The 22,680-nt window shown below is 59.8% G+C and carries 22 protein-coding genes, 2 rRNA genes and 1 pseudogene (1 of these 25 cut by a window edge); 15 read left to right on the forward strand and 10 right to left on the reverse strand.

What is annotated here, in order from left to right; genetic code table 11:
* The 4 genes from Aeroheme_RS01995 to Aeroheme_RS02010 form a co-directional block, all read left to right on the forward strand.
* A 23S ribosomal RNA gene (locus tag Aeroheme_RS01995) occupies nucleotides 1–1,493 on the forward strand (it extends 1,397 nt beyond the left edge of the window).
* Nucleotides 1,494–1,618: 125 nt separating this feature from the next.
* Nucleotides 1,619–1,733, forward strand: a 5S ribosomal RNA gene (gene rrf / locus Aeroheme_RS02000).
* Nucleotides 1,734–2,116: 383 nt separating this feature from the next.
* Nucleotides 2,117–2,434, forward strand: a complete 318-nt coding sequence (tmaR, locus tag Aeroheme_RS02005) for a PTS system regulator TmaR (RefSeq protein WP_025328544.1) — start codon at nucleotides 2,117–2,119, stop codon at nucleotides 2,432–2,434.
* A gap of 214 nt (nucleotides 2,435–2,648) precedes the next feature.
* Complete coding sequence (locus Aeroheme_RS02010) at nucleotides 2,649–5,732, forward strand: transglycosylase domain-containing protein (protein ID WP_289985698.1); 3,084 nt, start codon at nucleotides 2,649–2,651, stop codon at nucleotides 5,730–5,732.
* A gap of 78 nt (nucleotides 5,733–5,810) precedes the next feature.
* On the opposite strand, the gene yjgA is transcribed toward Aeroheme_RS02010, so the two are convergent.
* The gene (gene yjgA, locus Aeroheme_RS02015; RefSeq protein WP_106885621.1) at nucleotides 5,811–6,335 is read right to left on the reverse strand and encodes a ribosome biogenesis factor YjgA; all 525 of its coding nucleotides are present in this window, start codon (nucleotides 6,333–6,335) and stop codon (nucleotides 5,811–5,813) included.
* A 111-nt stretch (nucleotides 6,336–6,446) separates the two neighbouring features.
* Here yjgA and pmbA point away from each other — a divergent pair, with 111 nt between their 5' ends.
* Nucleotides 6,447–7,790, forward strand: a complete 1,344-nt coding sequence (pmbA, locus tag Aeroheme_RS02020; RefSeq protein WP_234690677.1) for a metalloprotease PmbA — start codon at nucleotides 6,447–6,449, stop codon at nucleotides 7,788–7,790.
* An 18-nt stretch (nucleotides 7,791–7,808) separates the two neighbouring features.
* Here the strand turns inward: pmbA and Aeroheme_RS02025 are convergent.
* From Aeroheme_RS02025 to mlaF, 8 genes and pseudogenes are all read right to left on the reverse strand, one after another.
* Nucleotides 7,809–9,050, reverse strand: a pseudogene (locus Aeroheme_RS02025) (IS3 family transposase).
* A 121-nt stretch (nucleotides 9,051–9,171) separates the two neighbouring features.
* Nucleotides 9,172–10,428: a UDP-N-acetylglucosamine 1-carboxyvinyltransferase gene (gene murA / locus Aeroheme_RS02030; protein ID WP_025328540.1), complete on the reverse strand. Its 1,257-nt coding sequence runs from the start codon at nucleotides 10,426–10,428 to the stop codon at nucleotides 9,172–9,174.
* Between the two features lie 16 nt (nucleotides 10,429–10,444).
* On the reverse strand, nucleotides 10,445–10,702 hold the full coding sequence (ibaG, locus tag Aeroheme_RS02035; protein WP_033115468.1) for a BolA family iron metabolism protein IbaG: 258 nt from the start codon (nucleotides 10,700–10,702) through the stop codon (nucleotides 10,445–10,447).
* The gene (locus Aeroheme_RS02040) at nucleotides 10,702–10,974 is read right to left on the reverse strand and encodes a lipid asymmetry maintenance protein MlaB (protein WP_042649054.1); all 273 of its coding nucleotides are present in this window, start codon (nucleotides 10,972–10,974) and stop codon (nucleotides 10,702–10,704) included. The genes ibaG and Aeroheme_RS02040 overlap by 1 nt, the downstream gene beginning before the upstream one ends.
* Nucleotides 10,971–11,606: a phospholipid-binding protein MlaC gene (gene mlaC, locus Aeroheme_RS02045; protein WP_042649053.1), complete on the reverse strand. Its 636-nt coding sequence runs from the start codon at nucleotides 11,604–11,606 to the stop codon at nucleotides 10,971–10,973. The genes Aeroheme_RS02040 and mlaC overlap by 4 nt, the downstream gene beginning before the upstream one ends.
* Before the next feature lie 2 nt (nucleotides 11,607–11,608).
* Complete coding sequence (gene mlaD / locus Aeroheme_RS02050) at nucleotides 11,609–12,109, reverse strand: outer membrane lipid asymmetry maintenance protein MlaD (protein ID WP_106885624.1); 501 nt, start codon at nucleotides 12,107–12,109, stop codon at nucleotides 11,609–11,611.
* Between the two features lie 7 nt (nucleotides 12,110–12,116).
* Nucleotides 12,117–12,896, reverse strand: a complete 780-nt coding sequence (gene mlaE, locus Aeroheme_RS02055; RefSeq protein WP_025328536.1) for a lipid asymmetry maintenance ABC transporter permease subunit MlaE — start codon at nucleotides 12,894–12,896, stop codon at nucleotides 12,117–12,119.
* On the reverse strand, nucleotides 12,896–13,696 hold the full coding sequence (mlaF, locus tag Aeroheme_RS02060; RefSeq protein WP_025328535.1) for a phospholipid ABC transporter ATP-binding protein MlaF: 801 nt from the start codon (nucleotides 13,694–13,696) through the stop codon (nucleotides 12,896–12,898). The genes mlaE and mlaF overlap by 1 nt, the downstream gene beginning before the upstream one ends.
* Nucleotides 13,697–13,902: 206 nt before the next feature.
* Between mlaF and Aeroheme_RS02065 the strand changes: the two genes are divergently transcribed.
* The 10 genes from Aeroheme_RS02065 to npr all read left to right on the forward strand — a co-directional run bounded on the left by Aeroheme_RS02065 (nucleotide 13,903) and on the right by npr (nucleotide 20,714).
* Nucleotides 13,903–14,898, forward strand: a complete 996-nt coding sequence (locus Aeroheme_RS02065; protein WP_025328534.1) for a KpsF/GutQ family sugar-phosphate isomerase — start codon at nucleotides 13,903–13,905, stop codon at nucleotides 14,896–14,898.
* Nucleotides 14,898–15,452: a 3-deoxy-manno-octulosonate-8-phosphatase KdsC gene (gene kdsC, locus Aeroheme_RS02070; protein ID WP_205642598.1), complete on the forward strand. Its 555-nt coding sequence runs from the start codon at nucleotides 14,898–14,900 to the stop codon at nucleotides 15,450–15,452. Before Aeroheme_RS02065 ends, kdsC begins: the two co-directional genes overlap by 1 nt.
* Nucleotides 15,449–16,009, forward strand: coding sequence for an LPS export ABC transporter periplasmic protein LptC (lptC, locus tag Aeroheme_RS02075; RefSeq protein ID WP_042649050.1), 561 nt, complete (start codon nucleotides 15,449–15,451; stop codon nucleotides 16,007–16,009). Before kdsC ends, lptC begins: the two co-directional genes overlap by 4 nt.
* Nucleotides 15,996–16,514, forward strand: coding sequence for a lipopolysaccharide transport periplasmic protein LptA (lptA, locus tag Aeroheme_RS02080; RefSeq protein ID WP_042649049.1), 519 nt, complete (start codon nucleotides 15,996–15,998; stop codon nucleotides 16,512–16,514). Before lptC ends, lptA begins: the two co-directional genes overlap by 14 nt.
* A 12-nt stretch (nucleotides 16,515–16,526) precedes the next feature.
* The gene (gene lptB / locus Aeroheme_RS02085) at nucleotides 16,527–17,252 is read left to right on the forward strand and encodes an LPS export ABC transporter ATP-binding protein (protein ID WP_010675872.1); all 726 of its coding nucleotides are present in this window, start codon (nucleotides 16,527–16,529) and stop codon (nucleotides 17,250–17,252) included.
* 65 nt (nucleotides 17,253–17,317) lie between these two features.
* A complete protein-coding gene (locus Aeroheme_RS02090; RefSeq protein ID WP_106885626.1) occupies nucleotides 17,318–18,757 on the forward strand; it encodes an RNA polymerase factor sigma-54 in 1,440 nt (479 codons plus the stop codon).
* Nucleotides 18,758–18,777: 20 nt separating this feature from the next.
* Complete coding sequence (gene hpf / locus Aeroheme_RS02095; RefSeq protein ID WP_005305957.1) at nucleotides 18,778–19,065, forward strand: ribosome hibernation promoting factor; 288 nt, start codon at nucleotides 18,778–18,780, stop codon at nucleotides 19,063–19,065.
* A gap of 2 nt (nucleotides 19,066–19,067) precedes the next feature.
* On the forward strand, nucleotides 19,068–19,514 hold the full coding sequence (gene ptsN, locus Aeroheme_RS02100; protein ID WP_010675870.1) for a PTS IIA-like nitrogen regulatory protein PtsN: 447 nt from the start codon (nucleotides 19,068–19,070) through the stop codon (nucleotides 19,512–19,514).
* A gap of 40 nt (nucleotides 19,515–19,554) precedes the next feature.
* On the forward strand, nucleotides 19,555–20,421 hold the full coding sequence (rapZ, locus tag Aeroheme_RS02105) for an RNase adapter RapZ (RefSeq protein WP_139438909.1): 867 nt from the start codon (nucleotides 19,555–19,557) through the stop codon (nucleotides 20,419–20,421).
* 20 nt (nucleotides 20,422–20,441) lie between these two features.
* Entirely contained in the window at nucleotides 20,442–20,714 is a 273-nt protein-coding gene (npr, locus tag Aeroheme_RS02110) for a PTS phosphocarrier protein NPr (RefSeq protein WP_005331359.1), read from the forward strand.
* Between the two features lie 18 nt (nucleotides 20,715–20,732).
* Here the strand turns inward: npr and Aeroheme_RS02115 are convergent, their stop codons facing one another.
* Nucleotides 20,733–22,637, reverse strand: coding sequence for a BglG family transcription antiterminator (locus tag Aeroheme_RS02115; RefSeq protein ID WP_289980654.1), 1,905 nt, complete (start codon nucleotides 22,635–22,637; stop codon nucleotides 20,733–20,735).
* Nucleotides 22,638–22,680: the final 43 nt, after the last annotated feature.

Here is a 22,680-nt window from a genome sequence, read left to right on the forward strand (position 1 = left end):
TAATTGCGATGGGGGGACGGAGAAGGCTAGGTGGGCCAGGCGACGGTTGTCCTGGTGAAAGTGCGTAGGTGGTGTTTCTAGGCAAATCCGGAGACACAACACTGAGACACGAGACGAAGCCACTACGGTGGTGAAGCCATTGATGCCCTGCTTCCAGGAAAAGCCTCTAAGCTTCAGATTACAAGTCATCGTACCCCAAACCGACACAGGTGGTCGGGTAGAGAATACCAAGGCGCTTGAGAGAACTCGGGTGAAGGAACTAGGCAAAATAGAACCGTAACTTCGGGAGAAGGTTCGCTCTTGACAGTGAAGTCCCTTGCGGATGGAGCAGTTGGGAGTCGCAGTGACCAGATGGCTGGGACTGTTTATCAAAAACACAGCACTCTGCAAACACGAAAGTGGACGTATAGGGTGTGACACCTGCCCGGTGCCGGAAGGTTAATTGATGGGGTTAGCGCAAGCGAAGCTCTTGATCGAAGCCCCGGTAAACGGCGGCCGTAACTATAACGGTCCTAAGGTAGCGAAATTCCTTGTCGGGTAAGTTCCGACCTGCACGAATGGTGTAACCATGGCCATGCTGTCTCCACCCGAGACTCAGTGAAATCGAATTCGCCGTGAAGATGCGGTGTACCCGCGGCTAGACGGAAAGACCCCGTGAACCTTTACTACAGCTTGGCACTGAACATTGAACCTACATGTGTAGGATAGGTGGGAGGCTTTGAAGGCGTGACGCCAGTTGCGCTGGAGCCGTCCTTGAAATACCACCCTTGTATGTTTGATGTTCTAACGCAGGGCCCTGAATCGGGCTCGCGGACAGTGCCTGGTGGGTAGTTTGACTGGGGCGGTCTCCTCCCAAAGAGTAACGGAGGAGCACGAAGGTTGGCTAATCCTGGTCGGACATCAGGAGGTTAGTGCAATGGCATAAGCCAGCTTAACTGCGAGACGGACAGGTCGAGCAGGTACGAAAGTAGGTCATAGTGATCCGGTGGTTCTGAATGGAAGGGCCATCGCTCAACGGATAAAAGGTACTCCGGGGATAACAGGCTGATACCGCCCAAGAGTTCATATCGACGGCGGTGTTTGGCACCTCGATGTCGGCTCATCACATCCTGGGGCTGAAGTCGGTCCCAAGGGTATGGCTGTTCGCCATTTAAAGTGGTACGCGAGCTGGGTTCAGAACGTCGTGAGACAGTTCGGTCCCTATCTGCCGTGGGCGTTGGATGATTGAAGGGAGTTGCTCCTAGTACGAGAGGACCGGAGTGAACGAACCTCTGGTGTTCGGGTTGTCACGCCAGTGGCACTGCCCGGTAGCTAAGTTCGGAATCGATAACCGCTGAAAGCATCTAAGCGGGAAGCGAGCCCTGAGATGAGTCATCCCTGACCCCTTGAGGGTCCTAAAGGGCCGTTGGAGACCACAACGTTGATAGGTGGGGTGTGTAAGCGCGGCGACGTGTTGAGCTAACCCATACTAATTACCCGTGAGGCTTAACCATACAACACCCAAGAAGTGTTTCTGGCCTTGTAGCAAGTGAACGAACTACTACCTAATTCAGTGATAATGACAAAGCAAACTAGCTAAGTCGTTATTCACGTCAGCTTTCCGAGATTGAAGATTTTGCCTGGCGGCCATAGCGCCGTGGAACCACCTGATCCCATGCCGAACTCAGAAGTGAAACGCGGTAGCGCCGATGGTAGTGTGGCATTCGCCATGCGAGAGTAGGACACTGCCAGGCACCCAATACAAGAAACCCCGCTCATCGAGCGGGGTTTTTTATTGTCTGAAGTTCCACCAAACCTGCCACTGCTCGTCGAGATCTCGTCTGATTATTCCTTGAGTTCACCAGTTTCGTCACCTGTTGGTGCTCATGACCTCCGGCTTCCGAGGCTTCGTATGCCGCCACGCCTGGATCTGCACTCTCACCGGTTTTCCATTTGATTCCTCACGCGGCGCTATCCTGCTGAAAGCCGGCGTCGGGCCTGCAATTGGGGTTGTATCTGCATCATAACTCGGTAGAGTAAAGGGCATTCCGGGTTTGCCCATACCGTGCCTTTGCTTCTCCATCTGGTATGAGAGCATCCCACCCGTTTTCATTCACCTTCAGTCAGTGGTACCGATATGGAACAAGTAAACAAGTCTACTTTCAGCGATGTGTTGGAATATGTGCGTATGTCCCGTCGTCAGAACAAGCTCAAGCGTGAAATCGCGGACAACGAGAAGAAGATCCGTGACAACCAGAAGCGGGTGCTGTTGCTCGACAACCTGAGTGACTATATCAAGCCCGGCATGAGCATCGATGAGGTGCAGGCCATCATCGCCAACATGCGCACCGATTACGAAGAGCGTGTTGATGATCACATCATCAAGAATGCCGAGCTTTCCAAGGAGCGCAAAGAGCTGAGCACCAAGCTCAAGGGCATGAGTACCAGCAAGTAAGCCCACATCGCCATTCTCGAACACCGGCTTCCAGCCGGTGTTTCATTTCCACTCCGCAGCTCGGATCTCTCGCCGTACTGCAACAATCGGCTCCCATTTTTACAAGCGCCCTGTTAACATCGCTGCAAAGCGGTCAATAGTTTTCAAGCCCTTGACTTGAAACGACTAAGCTTGATTGAAAGACAATAAATTGCGCAACCATGGTGGGGCTGATATGGGCGCATCAAAACAGACGGATTCGAACAAAGTGGCATCTCAGGATTCATCCGTACCGCATGCGGACGGGCAATATCAGCGCAAGCGTCGCCCCTGGTGGCGCTGGTTGTTCTGTTTCATCTTTTTGCTTTGCCTGGCTGCCGTGATCGCCCTGGTCGGTTATGAAATGAAGACCTCCCGATTGCAGTCGCAGGAGATCTCCCGTTATGCCGCCAAGCTGACTTATGAGCTGGAACCCGGTCCCAGCAAGCAGATCACCTTCCCGGATGATGGCCCCTTCGACAAGCGACTCGGTTATGTGCTGATGCCCATGATCCAGGAGCGCCTCATCCAGCGTGGCTATCAGGTGAGCGAGCAGGTGCGTTTTTCCGATGCGCTCTACAACTACGCCAGCCATGGTTTCTTCGTCCCCTATACCGAGAAGGTGCAGGCGGGGCTGACTCTGCACGACTGCCGTGCCGAGCCTTTCTATCAATACAAGTACCCGACCCATTACTATCCTGATTTCAACTCCATCCCTCCTCTGGTCATACAGTCGCTGCTGTTTATCGAGAACCGGGAGCTGCTGAGCAACGAGCAGCCACTGGCCAACCCGGCGGTAGACTGGCCCCGTTTTGCCAAGGCTGCACTGTCCCAGGTGGGCAAGGCGCTGGACATGCAGGATCAATCCGCCGGCGGCAGTACGCTGGCGACCCAGGTGGAGAAGTATCGTCACTCCCCTGATGGTTTGACCCTGTCCCCCACCGAGAAGATCCGCCAGATGGCCTCGGCCAGCGTGCGGGCCTATCGATTGGGGCCAGAAACCCTGGAAGCACGCAAACTGGTGGCCTGGGCCTATCTCAACTCGGTACCGCTCTCCGCTGCCCCGGGCTATGGCGAGGTGCACGGCCTGGGGGATGGTCTCTGGGTCTGGTTTGGTGCCGATGTGGATGAGGTGAATCGCCTGCTGGATCCCGCTCGCAATCAGGATGCCACCCTGGCCGAGCAGGGGCTGGCGCTGCGCCAGGTCGTCTCCCTGATGATTGCCCACCGTCGCCCCTCCTACTATCTGGCCCAGGGACGGGAGGCGCTCTCGACCCTGACTGACAGCTACCTGCGTCTGTTCGTGCAGGAGGGCATGATCACGCCGCCCCTGATGGAGTCGGCACTCAAGGCCAAGCTTGCGTTCCGTGACTTCCTGCAGGCGCCGGCGATCACCCGGGTCAATAACAACAAGGGGTTGCAGGTCGCGCGCACCCGCCTCAGTCGCCAGCTCGGGGTTCAGCTCTATGATCTGGACCGCATGGATCTGACGGCGGATACGACCCTCAACATGCCGCTGCAAAATGACGTCTCCCGTTATCTGCAGCAGTTGGCGGACCCCACATTCGCCGCCCAGGTGGGGCTGTTTGGTGAGCGCCTGCTCTCGCCGGAGAAGACGGGGGACGTGAGATACAGCTTCACCCTGTTCGAGAAGACGCCGGAAGGGGTCAAGGTGCGGGTGCAGACCGACAACACGGATCAGCCGTTCGACATCAACGAGGGCAGCAAGCTGGAGCTGGGCTCTACCGCCAAGCTGCGGGTGCTGACCACCTATCTTGAGATAGTGACCGAGCTGCATGACAGCTACGGGAACATGCCGGCCGAGAGCCTGCGCAAGATAGAGGTCTCCGATCAGGACAACATTAGCCGTTGGGCCATTGCCTACCTGATGAGTGCCAAGGACAAGAGCCTGCCCGTGATGCTGGAGGCGGCGCTGGATCGCAAATACTCCGCCAGCCCCTACGAGGGCTTCTTCACCGGCGGCGGCATGCACACCTTCAACAACTTCCGCAAGGAAGACAATGGCCGCATTCCGCCTATCCGTGACGCCTTGCGTGAATCCATCAACCTGCCCTTCGTGCGGCTGATGCGGGACATAGTGCGCTACAGCCTCTACAAGGAAGGCAACCGCGCCCAATTGCTCAAGGATGACAAGGATCCCCGTCGTACCGAGTATCTGGCCAAGTTTGCCGACAAGGAGGGCCAGACCTATCTGCTGCGCTTCTGGCGCAAATATCGCGGCAAGACCACGGATGAGCAGCTCGATACCTTCCTCGACGGCCTCAAGCCGAGCGCGGTGCGCCTCGCGGCCGTGCATCGCTATCTGATGCCGGAAGCGTCACAGGCCGACTTTGCCGCCTTCCTGGCGAAGCGCCTGCCGCGGGACAAGCTGAGCGACAAGCGAGTCGAGCAGCTCTATACCAGCTATGGTCCTGGTAAGTATTCACTGCCGGATCAAGGCTATATCGCCCGCGTCCACCCGCTGGAGCTGTGGCTGCTTTCCTATCTCAGGGAGTTTGACAAGGCTACCTTCGCCGATGCGGTTGCGGCCAGCCGGGATGAGCGTCAGGAGGTCTACAGCTGGCTGTTCAAGACCCGCCATCGCAGCGCCCGGGATAGCCGGATCCGCACCATGCTGGAGGTCGAGGCCTTCCTCGACATCCATCAGCGCTGGGCACGCCTGGGTTATCCGTTTGATCACCTGGTTCCCTCCCTGGCGACCGCCCTGGGCAGCTCGGGTGACAGACCCGCCGCTTTGGCTGAGTTGATGGGGATCATCCAGAACGGCGGGATGCGGGCACCGACCCTGCGGATTGAGCATCTCTCTTTTGCCAAGGACACGCCCTTCGCTACCGCGTTCGAACCGGCCAACACCCAGGGTGTGCGGGTGATGCCCGCCGAGGTGGCCACCGCCCTGCGCAATGCCCTGTCCAAGGTGGTGGAAGGCGGCACGGCACGGCGCATCGCCGGTGCCTTTGCCTTGCAGGATGGCACTGTGCTGTCGTTGGGGGGCAAGACGGGGACGGGGGACAACAGGATCGAGACTGTCGGTCGCTACGGCAATGTCACCAGCTCGCTGGCGCGCAACCGGACAGCGACCTTTGTCTTCTATATAGGGGATGATCACTTCGGCACCCTGACGGCCTATGTGCCTGGCAGCCAGTCCGACAAGTTTCGCTTCACCTCGGCACTGCCGGTACAGGTCCTCAAGGGGATGGCGCCCTTGCTGGTGCCCTATCTGCAACCGGGCACTCACACCCAGTGTTTGCCGGGCAGCTGACGGCGCATAAAAAACGGGGCCAGCTTGGCCCCGTTTTTGTTTCTGTCGGCGACAGGTGTCCCGCGCCGGCATCATGACTTACAGCAGATGTTCTATCTCGCCGCGCAGGTACTGGTACATCTCGCGATAGGCTACCGGCGGCTTGTTCAGCTCCCGCTCCTTGTTGGCGGTGCGGATCAGCTGACGCAGCTTCTGGCGATCCAGCTCGTGGAACTGGGACATCAGTTCGTTGAGAGCGCTGTCACCCTCGGTGATCAGGCGCTCACGCCACTGCTCCAGCCGGTGCAGGCGGGCATTCACGGTGGAGTGACGCATCTTGATGATGGAGAGGGCTTCCTCGATCTGCTCTATATCCCGGCTGCGCATCAGGCGGCCGATGAACTGCAGGTGGCGGCGGAAGGACTCGTCCTTTTTGGGTTTGAGCTTGCGGCCCAGCTCGACGGCTTCGGCCAACTCTTCATCCAGCGGGATCCGTTCCAGCTCGCTGTGGCTCAGGGAGACGATCTCGGCCCCCAGTTTCTGCAGTGCCTCGGCGTCGCGCTTGAGCTGGCTCTTGCTTGGACCCCAATCGTCCAATTCGTTGTCGTCTTGATACTGACTCATCGGTCTCTGATTCCTGTCATTCGCGTTGGGGGATATGTTACCAGCTTCTCCCGCTGGGCGCAGGGGTCTGATATGCTTAGCCCCTTTCCTTCCTTCATACAGATGTGAGTTATGGACCAGCAAGATCAAATCCGCCAGGATCAAGCCCATCTCGAGGCGGTGGTCGCCGAGGCCCTGGAGATAGCCAAGGGGCTGGGTGCCGGGCTTGCGGAAGTCTCCATCAGCAAGCAGACAGGGCTGTCGGTGAATACCCGGGGCTGTGAGCTGGAAAGCATCGAGTTCAACAAGGATGGAGCGCTCGGCATCGCCGTCTATCGCAATGGCTGCAAGGGATCTTCTTCGACCACGGATCTCGGCAAGCCTGCCATCCGCGCCGCCGTCGAAGCGGCCATGGAGATTGCCCGCCATACCTCCCCCGATGAATATGCCGGCCTGGCGGATGCCGAACTGCTGGCCTGGGATGCCCCGGATCTGCAACTCTGTCACTCAATCGAGCTGGATCCCCAGCGTGGCATCGAGCTGGCCATCGAGTGCGAGCGGCTGGCCCTGGGGCGTGATGCCCGCATCAAGCACTCCGATGGCGCCAGCTTTTCAAGCCATCTGGGGGTCAAGGTCTATGGCAACAGCCATGGCTTCGTCAAAGGCTATGCGGCGTCGCGCAACTCCCTGAGCTGCGTGCTGATCGGCGAGCAGGATGGGGACATGCAGCGGGACTATGGCTACTCCTCCAGCCGCGCCCTCTCCGGCCTCTGGACCCCGCAGCGTATCGCTGACGAGGCGGTGGAGCGTACCGTCTCCCGTCTGGGGGCCCGCAAGATCAGCACCCGCCACGCCCCCGTGCTGTTTCATCCCGACACCGCCGCCGGCCTGTGGGGCCATCTGGTGATGGCCATCAGCGGCGGCAACCTCTATCGCAAGTCGAGCTTCCTGCTGGATAAACTGGGCAAGCAGATACTGCCTGAGTGGCTCAGCATTCGGGAGTTTCCACACCTGCTGGGGGGGCTTGCCAGTACCCCCTTCGACGGTGAAGGGGTACGCACCCGCGACATGGACATAGTCCGCAACGGCGAGCTGATGAGTTGGCTGCTCACCTCCTACTCGGCCCGCAAACTGGGGTTGACCACCACGGGCCACGCCGGTGGCATCCATAACTGGCAGGTTTCCAATACCGGCCAGGATTTCCAGGGCATGCTCAAAGAGATGGGTACCGGCCTGCTGGTGACCGAGCTGATGGGGCAGGGGGTCAACATCGTCAATGGTGACTACTCCCGCGGCGCCGCCGGTTTCTGGGTGGAAAATGGCGAGATCCTCTATCCGGTTGAGGAGATCACCATAGCCGGCAACCTGGCCGATATGTTCAGTACCCTGGTGGCGGTGGGGAACGACGAGGACGAGCGCTCCAGCCTCAAGACGGGCTCTGTGCTGGTCGAGCAGATGAAGCTGGCGGGGCACTAAGCCGCCAGACTCCGGTGTCTAGTCCTGAAATAGGTTTACACATTTTCGTCTAGCTTCACGTGACTCAGAGCCCCCGATGCACCGCATCGGGGGTTCTGTATTTCAACGCATGATGCGGTCGCTCCAGGTTGTAAATATCCACCGCCTCACTCACCATCTCCCGCGCTTGCGCCAGGTCCTGCGGGCTTTGCAACAACAACTCCCCTTTCAAAATCCCGTTCACCCGCTCCGCCAACGCATTCTGGTAACAGTCATAACCATCCGTCATCGAGCATTTCACCCCGTGCCGGGCATGCAGCGCCTGATAGAAGCCCGAGCAATACTGCACGCCGCGGTCCGAGTGATGGATAAGCTCCCCGCCGCCACGCCGTTGCTTCAGTGCTTTCTTGAACGCCATCGCCACCGACTCGGCGTGCATCCCTTCGTGCACGTGATGGCCCACTATCTTGCGTGAGTAAGCATCCGTCACCAGGCTCAGGTACAGCGGCCCGCTCCTGGCTGGCAGATAGGTGATGTCGGCGACCCAGACCTGCTCCGGCCCCGCCTTGAGCAAGTTGGGATGACGGTAGAAACGGTGAAAGCTGTGGGTGGTCTTGTGATACGCCCGCCTGGACTGCACCAGCAGGCGGTGCTCGGCCAATATCTGAAACAGCCTGTCCCGCCCGACCTTCAGCCCGCCATCATCCTGACCCTGAAGCAGATAATGCAGCTTGCGGGTGCCCACCCGCGGTTGCCGCAGCCGTATCTGACGCACTAAGCGCACCACCTGCAACCCCTGTGCATGGCGCAGGTCGGCAACTCGATTGCGCTTGTAGTAAGCCTGACGGCTTATTCCCAGAAACAGGCAAGCCCTGACGATGCTCAGCCTCTCGACTTGCCGCAGCGAGAGGACTTGCCGGGTCGCTTTTTTACGATGGAGACGCCGTAATCATTCTTCAGCACATCGACCACGGCCTCAAAGAACTGGGCCTTCTGGCTCATCAGCGCCAGCTGCTGCTCGAGTTCCTTGATTCGCTGTTCGGGCGTCTGGTTGTCGGGGTCAAGCATGGTGATGCTCCTGCCGGCGCGCACAGAAGCCCCCTGGCTCCAATCTTGCCGACCATGTTTACGCAACCATACCAGAACGGTGGAGCGGCCCTGAATGCCATAACGGGCCTGAGCCTGTTTGTAGGTGAGCTCGCCTTTTTCAATCTGCTCGACCAGCGCCAGTTTAAAAGTCAGCGAGTAATCGCGCTGTGTCCTTTTCACACCTTGTCCCATCGGATTCTCCATTTATGTGGGGGAAAGGTGTAAACCATATTCAGGACGGGACACGGAAATGAAAAAGGCCCCCTCGCCTGGCGAGGGGGCCTTTTTAGTGCTCATCGGCAAGGGGTGATGATCACTCCTTGATGCGCTCTATGCAGCCGCCCAGGCCTTGCAGCTTGTGCTCTATGTCTTCATAGCCACGGTCGATGTGATAGATGCGCTCGACCATGGTGGTGCCCTCGGCCACGAAGCCGGCGAGGACCAGGCTGGCGGAGGCGCGCAGATCGGTTGCCATCACCTGGGCACCCTTGAGTTGTTCGGTGTCGCGGCAGATTGCCACGTTACCCTGCAGTTCGATGTCAGCACCCATACGTACCAGCTCGGGCACGTGCATGAAGCGGTTCTCGAAGATGGTCTCGGTGACCATGCCGGTGCCCTTGGCCACGGCGTTCAGTACGGTGAACTGCGCCTGCATGTCGGTCGGGAAGGCCGGGTAGGGGGCCGTCTTGATGGTGACCGGCTTGAGGGTGCGACCCGTCATGTCGAGGGAGATCCAGTCTTCCCCCTTCTCGATGAGCGCACCGGCCTCTTCCAGCTTGACGAGGACGGCTTCCAGCAGGGAAGGGTCGGTCTTGCGGCAGGTGATCTTGCCCCCGGTGACGGCGGCACCGACCAGGAAGGTACCGGTTTCGATACGGTCTGGCTGCACGCTGTAGCTGCCGCCGTGCAGACGCTCGACGCCATCGATGGTCAGGGTGTCGGTGCCCGCACCCTGGATCTTGGCGCCCAGGGTGTTGAGGAAGTTGGCGAGATCGACCACTTCCGGCTCGCGGGCGGCGTTTTCGATCACGGTGCGACCGTCCGCCAGGGTGGCGGCCATCATCAGGTTCTCGGTACCGGTGACAGAGATCATGTCCATCAGGATGTGGGCACCCTTGAGGCGACCGTCGACACGGGCCTTGATGTAGCCATCTTCGATGGCGATCTTGGCGCCCATCAGCTCGAGGCCGTGAACGTGCAGGTTGACCGGGCGGGCACCGATGGCGCAGCCACCGGGCAGGGAGACGTCAGCCGCGCCGAAACGGGCGGCCAGTGGGCCCAGCGCCAGTATGGAGGCGCGCATGGTCTTCACCAGCTCGTAGGGGGCGACGTGGTTGTTCACGGCGCCGGTCAGCACGGTCACGTTGCCGTTGACCTTGGTGCTGGCACCCAGCATCTCCAGCAGCTTGAGGGTAGTGCCTACGTCTTTGAGGCGCGGCACGTTCGAGAGCTGGATCTCCTCGTCGCACAGCAGGGTGGCGAACAGGATCGGCAGGGCGGCGTTTTTGGCGCCGGAGATGGTCACTTCACCGGAGAGGGTGCAGGGGCCGGTGATCTTGAATTTGTCCATTTACTTAGATACCAAATCAGGAGGGCATTAGGAATTTACGTTCGCGCTTCCATTCGGCATCGGTAAAGGCCTTGATGGAGAGGGCGTGGATGGCGTTGCTGGCGATCTTGTCCATCAGCGGGGCATAGATGGCCTGCTGCTTCTTGACCCGGCTCATGCCGTCAAACATGTCGCCGACCGCAATCACCTGATAGTGACTGCCGTCGCCTTTGACATGGACTTCGGACAATGGCAAGGCCTCAAGGAGTATCGCTTCAATTTCAGAGACTTGCATTATGCGTCCTCGGTGTTGGGCGGGGTGGGTTGAAACAGACTGGCCACACCGTACAGCTTGGCCAGGGTATAAAAATCAGTGGAGGCGCCCACCAGTTGCGGCGTGGCCCCCCGTGTCAGGGTGGCTTTGGCCCACTTGACCAGCAGGGCCAGGCCGGCGGAATCCAGGGTGGTGACCCCGCTCATATCGAGCGCATCATCTTGCCACCACTCGGATCGCCGTTGCCACAGGGCGTTGACCTGCGGTGCCTGCAGCTCCCCCTGGAGTGTCATGACTTGAGCACCAGCGGCTTGGCATTGTGCTCGCGCAACTGGGCGATCACCGCATCTATGCCGTTCTGGCGAATGAGGCCACCGAGCTCGCTCTGCTTGGCGGAGAGCAGGCTGATCCCTTCGGCAACCATGTCGAAGGCCTTCCATTCACCTGTCTTGTTGTTCTTGCGCAGCTTGAACTCGAGGAAGATGTCCGGTTTGCCGGCCTCTTTCACGCTGACGTTGACGGCGGTGATGTTGCTGTCACCGGGCGCCTTGCCCGGCTGGACCTTGACGGTCTGCTTGTCGAAATGGGCCAGGGCATCGGCGTAGGAGCTCACCATGTACTCGGTGAACACCTGGACGAAGGCATCGCGCTGGGCCGGGGTGGTTTCCTTGATCTGGTTGCCAAGCACCTTGTAGGCGGCGAAGCGGTTGTCCACATAGGGCAGCAGCTCTTCGCGGATGATCACCCGCAGGTGATCCGGGTTGCTCTTGACCTGGGACTTGTCCGCCTTCAGGCGGGCGAAGGTCTGCTGGGCAGCCTGATCCACCAGGGCATAGGGATCGGCGGCATTGACCGCCGCCAGGGCGGAGACGGAAAACAGCATGCTGGTCATCAGGCCCAGCAGCAGGGCGATCTTCTTGAACATGGTTACTCCTTGGTTGCTGGCGTATCGGTGGCCGGGGAAGACTGGCTGTAGAGGAACTTGCCAATCAGGTCTTCCAGCACTATGGCAGACTTGGTGTCTTCGATCATATCGCCATCCTTGAGCATGCTGGTGCCCATCTCTTCATCGGTGAAGCCCGGTGCCAGGCCGACATACTGCTCGCCCAGCAGACCCGAGGTCAGGATGGAGAGGGTGCTGGTTTCGGAGAACTCGCCGGCACTCTTTTGCATCTGCAGGGAGACGATGGGTACCTGGCTCTTGGCATCCAGCGTGATGTCGCTGACTCGACCGACGACGACGCCGCCGACCTTGACCGGCGAGCGCACTTTCAGGCCGCCGATATTATCGAAATGGGCGCGCAGGGTATAGGTTTCTCCTTCCGGTTTGAAACTCAATCCCGCCACTTGCAGTGCCAACGCCAGAATGGCTGCGATGCCAGCCAGCATGAAGGCACCGACCAGGAATTCTACTTTGCTGAACTTCATCTTTCCCTTATCCAAACATGACTGCGGTGAGTATAAAATCCAGACCGAGCACGGCCAGGGATGAGTGGACCACGGTACGGGTCGTCGCCTGACTGATCCCGGCCGAGGTCGGCTTGGCATCATAGCCATTGAAGAGCGCGATCCAGGTCACCACCAGAGCGAATATCACACTCTTGATGGCCCCTTGCATGATGTCGTCCTGCCAGTCGACGGAGGCCTGCATGGCAGACCAGAAACTGCCCTCATCCACCCCCAGCCAGTCGACCCCGACCAGTTTGCCGCCGAAGATGCCGATCAGGCTGAACATGAAGGCCAGCAGCGGCATGCTGATGACGCCAGCCCAGAAACGGGGGGCTACTACCCGGCGCAGCGGGTCCACCGCCATCATCTCCAGGCTGGAGAGCTGCTCGGTGGCCTTCATCAGGCCGATCTCGGCGGTGAGGGCCGAACCCGCACGACCGGCAAACAGCAGGGCGGTGACCACAGGGCCCAGCTCCCGCAGCAGGGAGAGGGAGACCAGAGGCCCCAGACTCTGCTCGGCGCCGAAGTCCTTCAGTACGTTGTAACCCTGCAAGGAGAGCACCATGCCGATGAAGAGACCCGACACCAGTATGATGGCGACCGATTGTACCCCCACCACATAGAGCTGCTGTACCAGCAGGGGGAAGTGCTTGCGGGGCTCGGGTTTGCCCGCCAACGCGTGAAACAGCATTATGGTGGCGCGGCCGACGGCGCTGATGAAGCGCACCCCGCTCCGCCCCAGCTTGCTTATCTGACTTATGAACATCACAGATCCTGTAGCAGGTCGCCTGCCGGAAAATGAAACGGAACAGGACCGTCGGGCAATCCCTTGAGGAACTGCTCGACCTCGGGATTGTGCTCCTCGCGAAGTTGCTCCGGCGTGCCCTGTGCCACCACCCTGCGGTTGGCGATGATGTAGGCGTAGTCGGCGATGCTGAGCACCTCCTTCACATCGTGGGTGACGATGACGGAGGTGATGCCGAGGGCATCGTTGAGTTCCTTGATGAGCTTGACCAGCACCGCCATGGTAATGGGATCCTGGCCGACGAAGGGCTCGTCATACATGATGAGATCCGGATCCAGTGCTATGGATCTGGCCAGGGCCGCACGACGGGCCATGCCGCCGGAGAGCTCGGAGGGCATCAGGCGGGCGGCACCACGCAGACCCACCGCCTGCAACTTCATCATGACGATGGTGTGGATCAGCTCTTCCGGCAGACCCGAGTGTTCGCGCAGCGGGAAGGCCACGTTGTCGAACACCGTCATGCCGGTGAACAGGGCGCCGCTCTGGAACAGCATGCTCATCCGCTTGCGCACTTCATACAGACGGCTGCGGGATAGGGTGGGGATGTCTTCCCCGTCAAACAGAATATGACCGGACTCAGGCTTCAGCTGGCCACCGATCAGGCGCAGCAAGGTGGTCTTGCCGATGCCGCTGGGGCCCATGACGGCGGTGACCTTGCCACGGGGAATGGTCAGGTTGATCCTGTCGTACAGCAACCTATCTCCGTGACTGAAGGTCAGGTCGGAGATGGTGATCAGGTCATCGTTCAAACAATTGTCCATCCGGTATAAATGAAGAGCGAATTTTATGGGCTAGTCTAGGTCTAAGCAACAGCAAGGAACAACTATTGAGCGGCTTTGCCCCCCAAATACGCGACAGTTTTATGTAACAACTTGCATCAGCGGCAGAGCGTCCCGCATCCGATTCGCTTATCTCGGCAGACTTTTTTATAATCCCGCAGCAAATTTCGGCCCGGAGCTGTGCCTTTATGTCTGTAAAGCCTGAAAAAGTGTCTGAATTGTTCGATTTCCGTCGCAGTGCCCGTGCGGTGCTGGACATAGAAAAACAAGCCATCGATGGGCTCTACCAGTACCTCGACGAGACCTTCGAGCGCGCCTGCGAGATGGTGCTGCGCTGCGCCGGCAAGATAGTGGTCACCGGCATGGGCAAGTCGGGTCATGTCGGCAACAAGATTGCCGCGACCCTGGCCAGCACCGGCACGCCAGCCTTCTTCCTCCACCCTGGCGAAGCCAGCCACGGGGATCTGGGGATGATCTCCGCCGGGGACCTCATCATCGCCATCTCCAACTCAGGCGAGAGTGACGAGATCCTCGCCCTGCTGCCGGTGCTCAAGCGTCGCGGCATTCCGCTCATCTGCATGACCGGCAATCCGGCCTCCACCATGGCCAAGGAGGCCAACGTGCACCTGTGCATCAAGGTGGAGAAAGAGGCCTGCCCGCTGGGTCTGGCCCCGACCTCCAGCACCACGGCGACCCTGGTGATGGGGGACGCCCTGGCCGTGGCCCTGCTGGAAGCGCGTGGCTTTACCGCCGATGACTTCGCGCTCTCGCACCCGGGCGGGTCGCTGGGCAAGCGGCTGTTGCTGCGGGTCGGCGATCTGATGCACAGCGGCGAGCTGTTGCCCCGGGTGGGGATAGATGCCACCATCAGCCAGGCGCTGCTGGAAGTGAGCCGCAAGGGCCTCGGCATGACGGCTGTGGTGGATGAGCAGGGGCTGCTGGCCGGTCTGTTCACCGACGGTGACTTGCGCCGGATCCTGGATCTGCAGGTGGACATTCACCACACCCCGATCAGCCGCGTAATGACGGCCAACTGTGTTACCGTAGGGCCTGAGATGATGGCGGCCGAGGCCGTCAAACTGATGGAAACCAGAAAGATAAACGGATTGCTGGTGGTGGATGAAGAGCGGCGGCCACTTGGCGCCTTTAACATGCACGACCTGCTGAGAGCCGGGGTGATTTGATGCAAGACGTACCGACCCTCTATGGTCCGGTGACGCGCAGCCAGTACGAGAAGGCGGCGCAGATCCGCCTGCTGGTGTGCGATGTGGATGGGGTGCTCTCCAATGGCTTCATCTATATGGGCAATAACGGCGAAGAGCTGAAGACCTTCTGCACCCGCGACGGTGCAGGCATGCGTGCCCTGCTCAACGCCGGCATCGAGATTGCCATCATCACAGGGCGCAACTCCCGTATCGTCAGCGATCGGATGAGGGGCCTGGGGGTGCAGCACCTGGTGCAGGGGGCGGATCAGAAGCTGCCCCACTTCGAGGCGCTGCTGGCCAAGCTGGGCCTGATGCCGGAACAGGCCGCCTACATGGGGGACGACACCATAGATCTGCCGGTGATGCAGGCCTGCGGTCTCGGCATAGCGGTGGCGGATGCCCATCCGCTGGTGCTGGCTCGTGCCGATCTGGTGACCCGTCTGGGGGGCGGAGTGGGCGCGGTGCGCGAGGTGTGCGATCTCATCCTGCAGGCGCAGGGCTTGGGCGACTACCAACCCGAGGCCTCGGTATGAACAAGCAGACGTTTCTGTTTGCCCTGCTGTTTCTGGCGGCGCTTGCCGCCTGGCAGCTCGGCGAGATCGAGCTGGCGCCCGAACCGGCTGCCAAGGTAGAGAACTATCAACCGGACTTCACCGCCAAGAACCTGGTCACGACCCGCTTCAACGAGCAGGGCAAACGGACCGAGCGGTTGGAGTCCGAATATGCGGAGTATTACCAGATCCTCGAGCAGGCCACCTTCGACAAGCCGGTGGTCTACATGTTCGATGAGCAGGGGGAGGCCGAATGGAAAGTCACGGCCGAAACCGGGGTGCTCAACACAGATGACAACGTGATACTGCGTGACAAGGTACATCTGGACGGCCTGCTGCCGGCGTCTTTCATCTCCACGCTGGATACCCCTTATCTGGAGCTGGATCTGGTGACTCAGGACGTGAGAAGCAACCAGCACATCAGCATAGTGGGTCAGGAATTCCAGACCGAGGGCGTTGGCCTGAAGGGCCATCTGGAACGTAAATATTTCGAATTACTGGATAAAGGCCATGCCACTTATTTCAATGAAAAACGTTAATCTGGTCCTCGCGGCCCTGCTTCTGTGCAGTACAGTGAGCGCCAAAGAGTCCGACTTTGCCGAGAAGGTCTATGTGGATGCGGTCAAGCAAGTGGCCGAGATGCAGGACAACCGCATCACCTTCAGCGAAGACGTGATCATCACCCAGGGCACCATCAAGATTAAGGCCGACAAGGTGGTGGTGATCCGCTCCGGCGATAAAGGGGCCGAGGTGATGACCGCCTATGGCAATCCCGCCACCTTCTTCCAGATCCTGGACAACGGCAAGCCGGTCAATGCCCACGGCAACAGCATTCGCTATGAGCTGAAGAACCGCCTGGTCACCATCACGGGCAACGGCCAGCTCAAGCAGGAAGACAGCCAGGTCACCGGCGACCTCATCCGCTACGACATCGTCAAACAGAAGATGATCGCCGAGAGCAAGGGACCCACCCAGCGAGTCAAGACGGTGTTCCTGCCGGATCAGGTAGAAAACTTCGACAAACCCGCCGATCAGAAGAAGTAGGAAACAGAAGCCATGGCAGTGTTAAAAGCAACGGGTTTGCAGAAGAGCTACAAGCGCCGCATGGTGGTCAGCGACGTGAGTCTGGAAGTGGGCACCGGCCAGATAGTGGGGCTGCTCGGCCCGAATGGTGCCGGCAAGACCACCTCCTTCTACATGATCGTGGGCCTGGTGCAGCGGGATGCGGGCCTCATCACCATAGATGAGCAGGACATCAGCCTGCAGCCCATGCATATCCGCGCCCGCAATGGCATCGGCTATCTGCCCCAGGAGGCCTCCATCTTCCGGCGCCTTTCGGTGTTCGACAACCTGATGGGTGTCATGCAGACCCGCAAGGGGTTGAGCCGCGAGGAGCGTGAGGATAAGGTCGAGCAGTTACTGGAAGAGTTCAACATCACCCATATTCGCGACAGCCTGGGTCAGAGCCTGTCTGGCGGGGAGCGACGCCGGGTCGAGATTGCCCGGGCGCTGGCGGCAGAGCCGCGATTCATCCTGTTGGATGAACCCTTTGCAGGTGTTGATCCTATTTCGGTCATAGACATCAAGAAGATCATCCAGCATCTGAAGGAAAGAGGGCTGGGTGTGCTGATCACGGATCACAACGTCAGAGAGACGCTGGATGTGTGCGAGAAGGCCTACATCGTCAGCCACGGCAAGATGATTGCCGAGGGGGCACCGGCCGATATCCTCGCCGATGAGCAGGTCAAGCGCGTCTATTTGGGCGATCAATTCAGTCTATAGTAAGGGGGCACCCCTCATTTTTGTTAGGTGATTGCCTCGCTGAACATAAGGATATCCCGACGTAGATGAAGCCGACATTACAGTTGCGCCTCGGTCAGTCACTGACCATGACGCCACAATTACAACAAGCGATTCGTCTGCTCCAGCTCTCCACCCTGGAACTCCAGCAGGAAATTCAGCAAGCGCTCGATAATAACCCCTTGCTGGAGCAGGAGGAGAATGAGGCGCAGGAAACCAGCCCGATAGAGCCCCAGGACGCCAGTCAACTCGACTCCAGCGACGCCATGGCGCAGGACAAGATGCCGGATGAACTGCCGGTGGACACCACCTGGGATGAGGTCTACTCCGCCGGTACGGCCCAGAGCGCCGGCCCCATCCATGATGGGGAAGACAGCGTCTATCAGGGGGAAACCACCGAGAACCTGCAGGACTATCTGCTGTGGCAGATGCGCTTGACGCCGTTCAGCGATCTGGATGCCGCCATCGCCCTCGCCATCATCGATGCCATCGATGAGTCCGGCTACCTGACCGTCTCTCTCGAAGATATTCAGGCTGCAGTCAGCAGTGAAGAGGTAGAAGTTGAACTGGATGAAGTGGAAGCCGTGCTCAAGCGAGTGCAGCATTTCGATCCGGTTGGCATAGCCGCGCGCTCGGTGCAGGAGTGTCTGCTGATCCAGCTTGGCCAGTACTCGCCGGATCTGCCCTGGCTCAATGAGGCAAGGGAGGTGATCCGCGAGCACATGGATCTGCTCGGCAACCGCGACTACCGCACCCTGGCACGTAAGACCCGGCTCAAGGAGAGCGACCTCAAGGAGGTGCTGGATCTCATCCAGCAGCTGGAGCCCAGACCCGGCAATGGCATCATCCAGAGTGAATCGCAATACGTGATCCCGGATGTATCCGTGGTCAAGAAGGGCAGCAAGTGGGTGGTTGAGCTCAACCCGGATTCGGCGCCGCGCATTCGTGTCAACGAGGCCTATGCGGCCATGGCACGCAATGCCCGCAGCAGCACGGATACCCAGTTCATCCGCTCCCATCTGCAGGAAGCCAAGTGGTTCATCAAGAGCCTGGAGAGTCGCAACGACACCCTGCTCAAGGTGGCCAGCTGCATAGTCGAGCAGCAGCAGGGCTTCTTCGAATACGGTGAAGAGGCCATGAAACCCATGGTACTCAACGACATCGCCGAGGCGGTGGAGATGCACGAGTCGACGATTTCACGGGTGACGACCCAGAAGTACATGCATACGCCCCGTGGCATCTTTGAACTGAAGTTTTTTTTCTCCAGTCATGTCAACACGGAGGGAGGAGGAGAGTGCTCATCGACCGCAATTCGTGCCCTGATCAAGAAGCTGGTGACGGCCGAAAACCCGGCCAAACCGCTTAGTGATAGCAAGATCGCGGATTTGCTGGCCGAACAGGGTATTATGGTGGCGAGACGCACGATCGCAAAGTACCGTGAATCCTTGTTGATCCCGCCATCCAATCAGCGCAAACGCCTGGTTTAGGCAAACAAAAGGAAGACGTTATGCAAATTAACCTGACCGGACACCATGTCGAGATTACCGAAGCTCTGCGTGATTATGTGAATAACAAATTTGCCAAACTCGAGCGTCACTTTGACCATATCAACAACGTACATGTGGTGTTGAGCGTCGAAAAACTGAACCAGATCGCCGAAGCCAAGCTGCATGTCAGCGGTGGTGAGGTGTTCGCCAATTCGCAGCATGCCGACATGTATGCGGCGATTGATACCCTGCTGGATAAACTGGATCGGCAGATCATCAAGCACAAAGATAAGTTAAATCAAAAATAACTATGCAACTTGAACACATACTGAGTCGGGACTGCACCAAGAGTGCGGTCCCTTGTACCAGCAAGAAACGCGCCCTCGAGATCATCAGTGAGCTGGCCGCAGAGCGCCTCGGCGCCTCCCGCCAGGTGCTGTTTGAAAGCCTGCTGGCGCGGGAAAAGATGGGCAGTACCGGGATCGGTGCCGGTATCGCCATTCCCCATGGCCGGATCGACGACGCCTTTGCGCCGACGGCCGTGCTGATGACCTTCTCCGAACCCATCCCTTTCGATTCTATCGACAATCAACCGGTTGACCTGCTCTTTGCATTGCTGGTGCCGGAAAGCGAGTGCAAGCAGCATCTCAAGACCCTTTCCCTGATGGCATCCAAGCTGGGTGACAAGGCCGTCTGCCGCCAGTTGCGCCAGGCGACCAGCGACGAAGAACTCTATCAGATCATGACCTCGGCCTGATGCCGGGTCTGACGCAGCCACGTTGGCGTGAGGGGACAAGATGCAGTTAATAGTGGTAAGCGGTCGTTCGGGCTCCGGTAAGACGGTGGCCCTGAGGGTGCTGGAGGATCTGGGTTACTACTGCGTGGATAATCTGCCGGTCAACCTGCTGCCCCAGCTGATCGTCTCGGTGGAGAGCCAGTATGACAAGCTGGCGGTCAGCATAGACGTGCGCAACCTGCCGACCCAGCCCGACAAGCTGGACAATCTGCTGACCCAGGTGCGCAACGAAGGGCGGGTGGAGTTCTCCAGCTTCTTCTTCGATGCGGACAACGGGACCCTGCTCAAGCGCTATGGCGAGAGCCGCCGGCTGCACCCCCTGTCTCGCAAGCAGCTGTCGCTGGATGAGGCGATTCGGGAAGAGACCCACCTGCTGGCGCCCCTCTCCTCGACCGCCGATCTGCGCATCGATACCACCAACCTCAGCATCCACGACCTCAGCGAGCTCATCAAGACCCGGGTGCTCGGCAAGAAAGAGAACGAGCTGGTGCTGGTGTTCGAGTCGTTCGGCTTCAAATACGGCATCCCCAAGGATGCGGACTTCGTGTTCGATGCCCGTTTCCTGCCCAACCCCCACTGGATCCCGGAGCTCAAGCCGTTCACCGGTCAGGATGAGCCCGTGGCCAACTACCTCTCGGCCCAGGCGGATGTGATGCTGTTCATCCAGCAGATAGAGAACATGCTGGTGACCTGGCTGCCCCACCTGGAGCGCAACAATCGCAGCTATGTGACCGTCGGCATAGGTTGTACCGGCGGACAACATCGTTCGGTGTTCATCGCCGAGCGGCTGGCCAGCACCTTCCGACTGCTTGGCAAGAACGTGCAGATCCGTCACCGCACGCTGGACAAGCGCTCCACCCAAGCCTGACAGACCCACAGGATGTTTAGATGACAGTTTCCGCCTCGGTAGAAGTCAAAAACAAGCTGGGAATCCATGCCAGACCGGCCATGATGCTGTTCGAGCTGGTGCAGGGGTTCGATGCCCATGTGCTGCTGCGCAACGAGGACGGCATCGAGGCCGATGCGGACAGCGTGATCGGCCTGCTGATGCTGGACTCTGCCCAGGGCAAGCAGGTGGAGGTGCAGGTCGAGGGCCCCGAAGAGGTGGAGGCCCTGGCCGCCGTGGTGGCGCTGTTCACCTCGGGCTTCAACGAGGAGTGAGCTGCGCCTCCCTTGCCGTCATGATCCGGCGCGCGCCAGCGCCTTGAAGTCGCAAAAATCCCGACAAGCCAGCAGAGCCCTGCTGGCTTTTTCGTTCATCAGCGCCAGAAACAGATCGTAGAGCCCCATGGCCTCCTCGTAGTCCGCCTTGCTGATGGCGAGCACGAAGATGAGGGTGGCGGTCTCGCCATTGCCCCAGTCGATCCCCTGAGGGGCCAGCACTGTATAGACCAGGGTGCGGCGGGCCAGCAGGCCGAGGGAGTGGGGCAGGGCTATGCCTTCTCCCAGCAGGGTGGAGACGATGCGCTCCCGCTCCTGCAGTGAGGCTCTGAAGCCGCTTTCCACCAGTTCTTCCGCCTCAAGCTGGCTGCAGATGCGATCAAACAGCGCCGCCTGGCTGAGGGGGTCATCAAGCACCATGAAGTGGTCGGCATCGAAATACTTGTCCAGCAGGTAGGGGCGGGTGCGATCGATCAGCACCAGCTTGCCGAGCTGCTCCAGCTGGTACTGGGTCGGGAAGGGGGCGACCTGTACCACGGGGGCGTTCTTCTCGCTCACCTTGAGGGTGCTGATGACAAAGTCCTGCTCGATCTGTGCCAGTCCCTCGTAATCCCGTACCGACTCCAGGCTGGTCAGCTGCAGCTGGGGGTACTCCCGCCGGATGCGCGCCTCCAGTACCCGGAAGGTGGCGTTGCCCGCATCGCACAGGAGCATGGCCTGGGGGCGACGGGTGTAGCCGATGTCATAGTGGCGCTCCAGGCCGACCCCGATATGGATCACCAGATAGCCGATCTCGTGATGGGTCAGCCGGTAGGGGGTCTGTCTTATCCACTCCGAGATGGCGGCCAGGGTGATGTCGTAGGCGAGGGGATAGTACTGCTTGATGTGGTCCGCCAGCGGGTTGTGGCTGCCTATCTGGTATTTGACCCGCAGCAGCATGGCGCCTATGTGGGTCTGCAGGTCGGCCCGCAACTGCGGGTCGGCGCGCAGATCATAGGGGTAGTGCTGGTGGATGTAGTCCAGCAGATGCTCCACCAGTTGCTCGCTCTCGGCGGCCATGGCCGGGCTGAGCTGGGGGGTATCGGCAGTGAGCCGGGCCTGGATCTGGATGGCGAGGCAGGCGATCTCCTCCTCCCCCGGCGGGGTCAGGGTCGGCAGCTCGGCATAGATGTCGCGGGCCACCGCGGCCAGGGTCTGGGTGATATCGTCGCTGGCAAACTGTCGCAGCTCGTGGCCTGCCGCCTGACGCAGCAGGGCGACGGCGCAGTAAATGGCGAGCTGTTGCAGGCTCTCGTCGGCGAGGCGCAACTGATGGCGGCCGAGCTGATCGTGAATGTGGTTGCCCACGACCTCCAGGGTCTTGCTGGGGCAGAGGTTCGGCAGCAAGCCTTGCAGCGGATGGTTGTGCAGCAGCTCCTGGCAGAGCAGCTGGGTCAGGCAGGCGCGGATCGCCGTCTCGCTCCCCTGGATACGCATACCCAGCCGTGGCTTGCTCTCTATGGTGAGCCCGAAGTGGGCGAGCCGCTCCCTCACCTGTGCCATGTCTCCCTGCAGGGCCGCCCGGCTCAGATACCAGGTATCCGCCAGCTCGTCGAGCTTGATCCCCTGCTCCGCCGTCAGCAGCAGGATCTGCAGATGCAGCACCCGCTCGCGACTGGTGCGCGGCAGGCTGCTCTCCTGCTCCTGTGCCGCCAGCAGCGCATCAAACAGTCCCTGATTGTAAATCTTGAGCTGATAGCCGGTGCCGCGCTGGTGGATCAGGTGGGCACCCTGGGTGGCGATCAGCTCGTTGAGGGTCGCCACGTCGGTGCGCACCGTGCGGGTGGAGACATTGAGGCGACGGGCCAGCTCCTCCTGGGGCAGCGGCTCGGCATGGAGCTGGGTCAGCAGTTGATGGAGCCTGGGGTGGGGCAGCTTGATCATGGGGTGAGGCAAGACTCCTGTTGCGAAATAAAGGGTCGATGTT

This window comes from Aeromonas sp. DSM 116730 (genome assembly GCF_046581335.1).
Lineage (GTDB): Bacteria > Pseudomonadota > Gammaproteobacteria > Enterobacterales > Aeromonadaceae > Aeromonas > Aeromonas rivipollensis.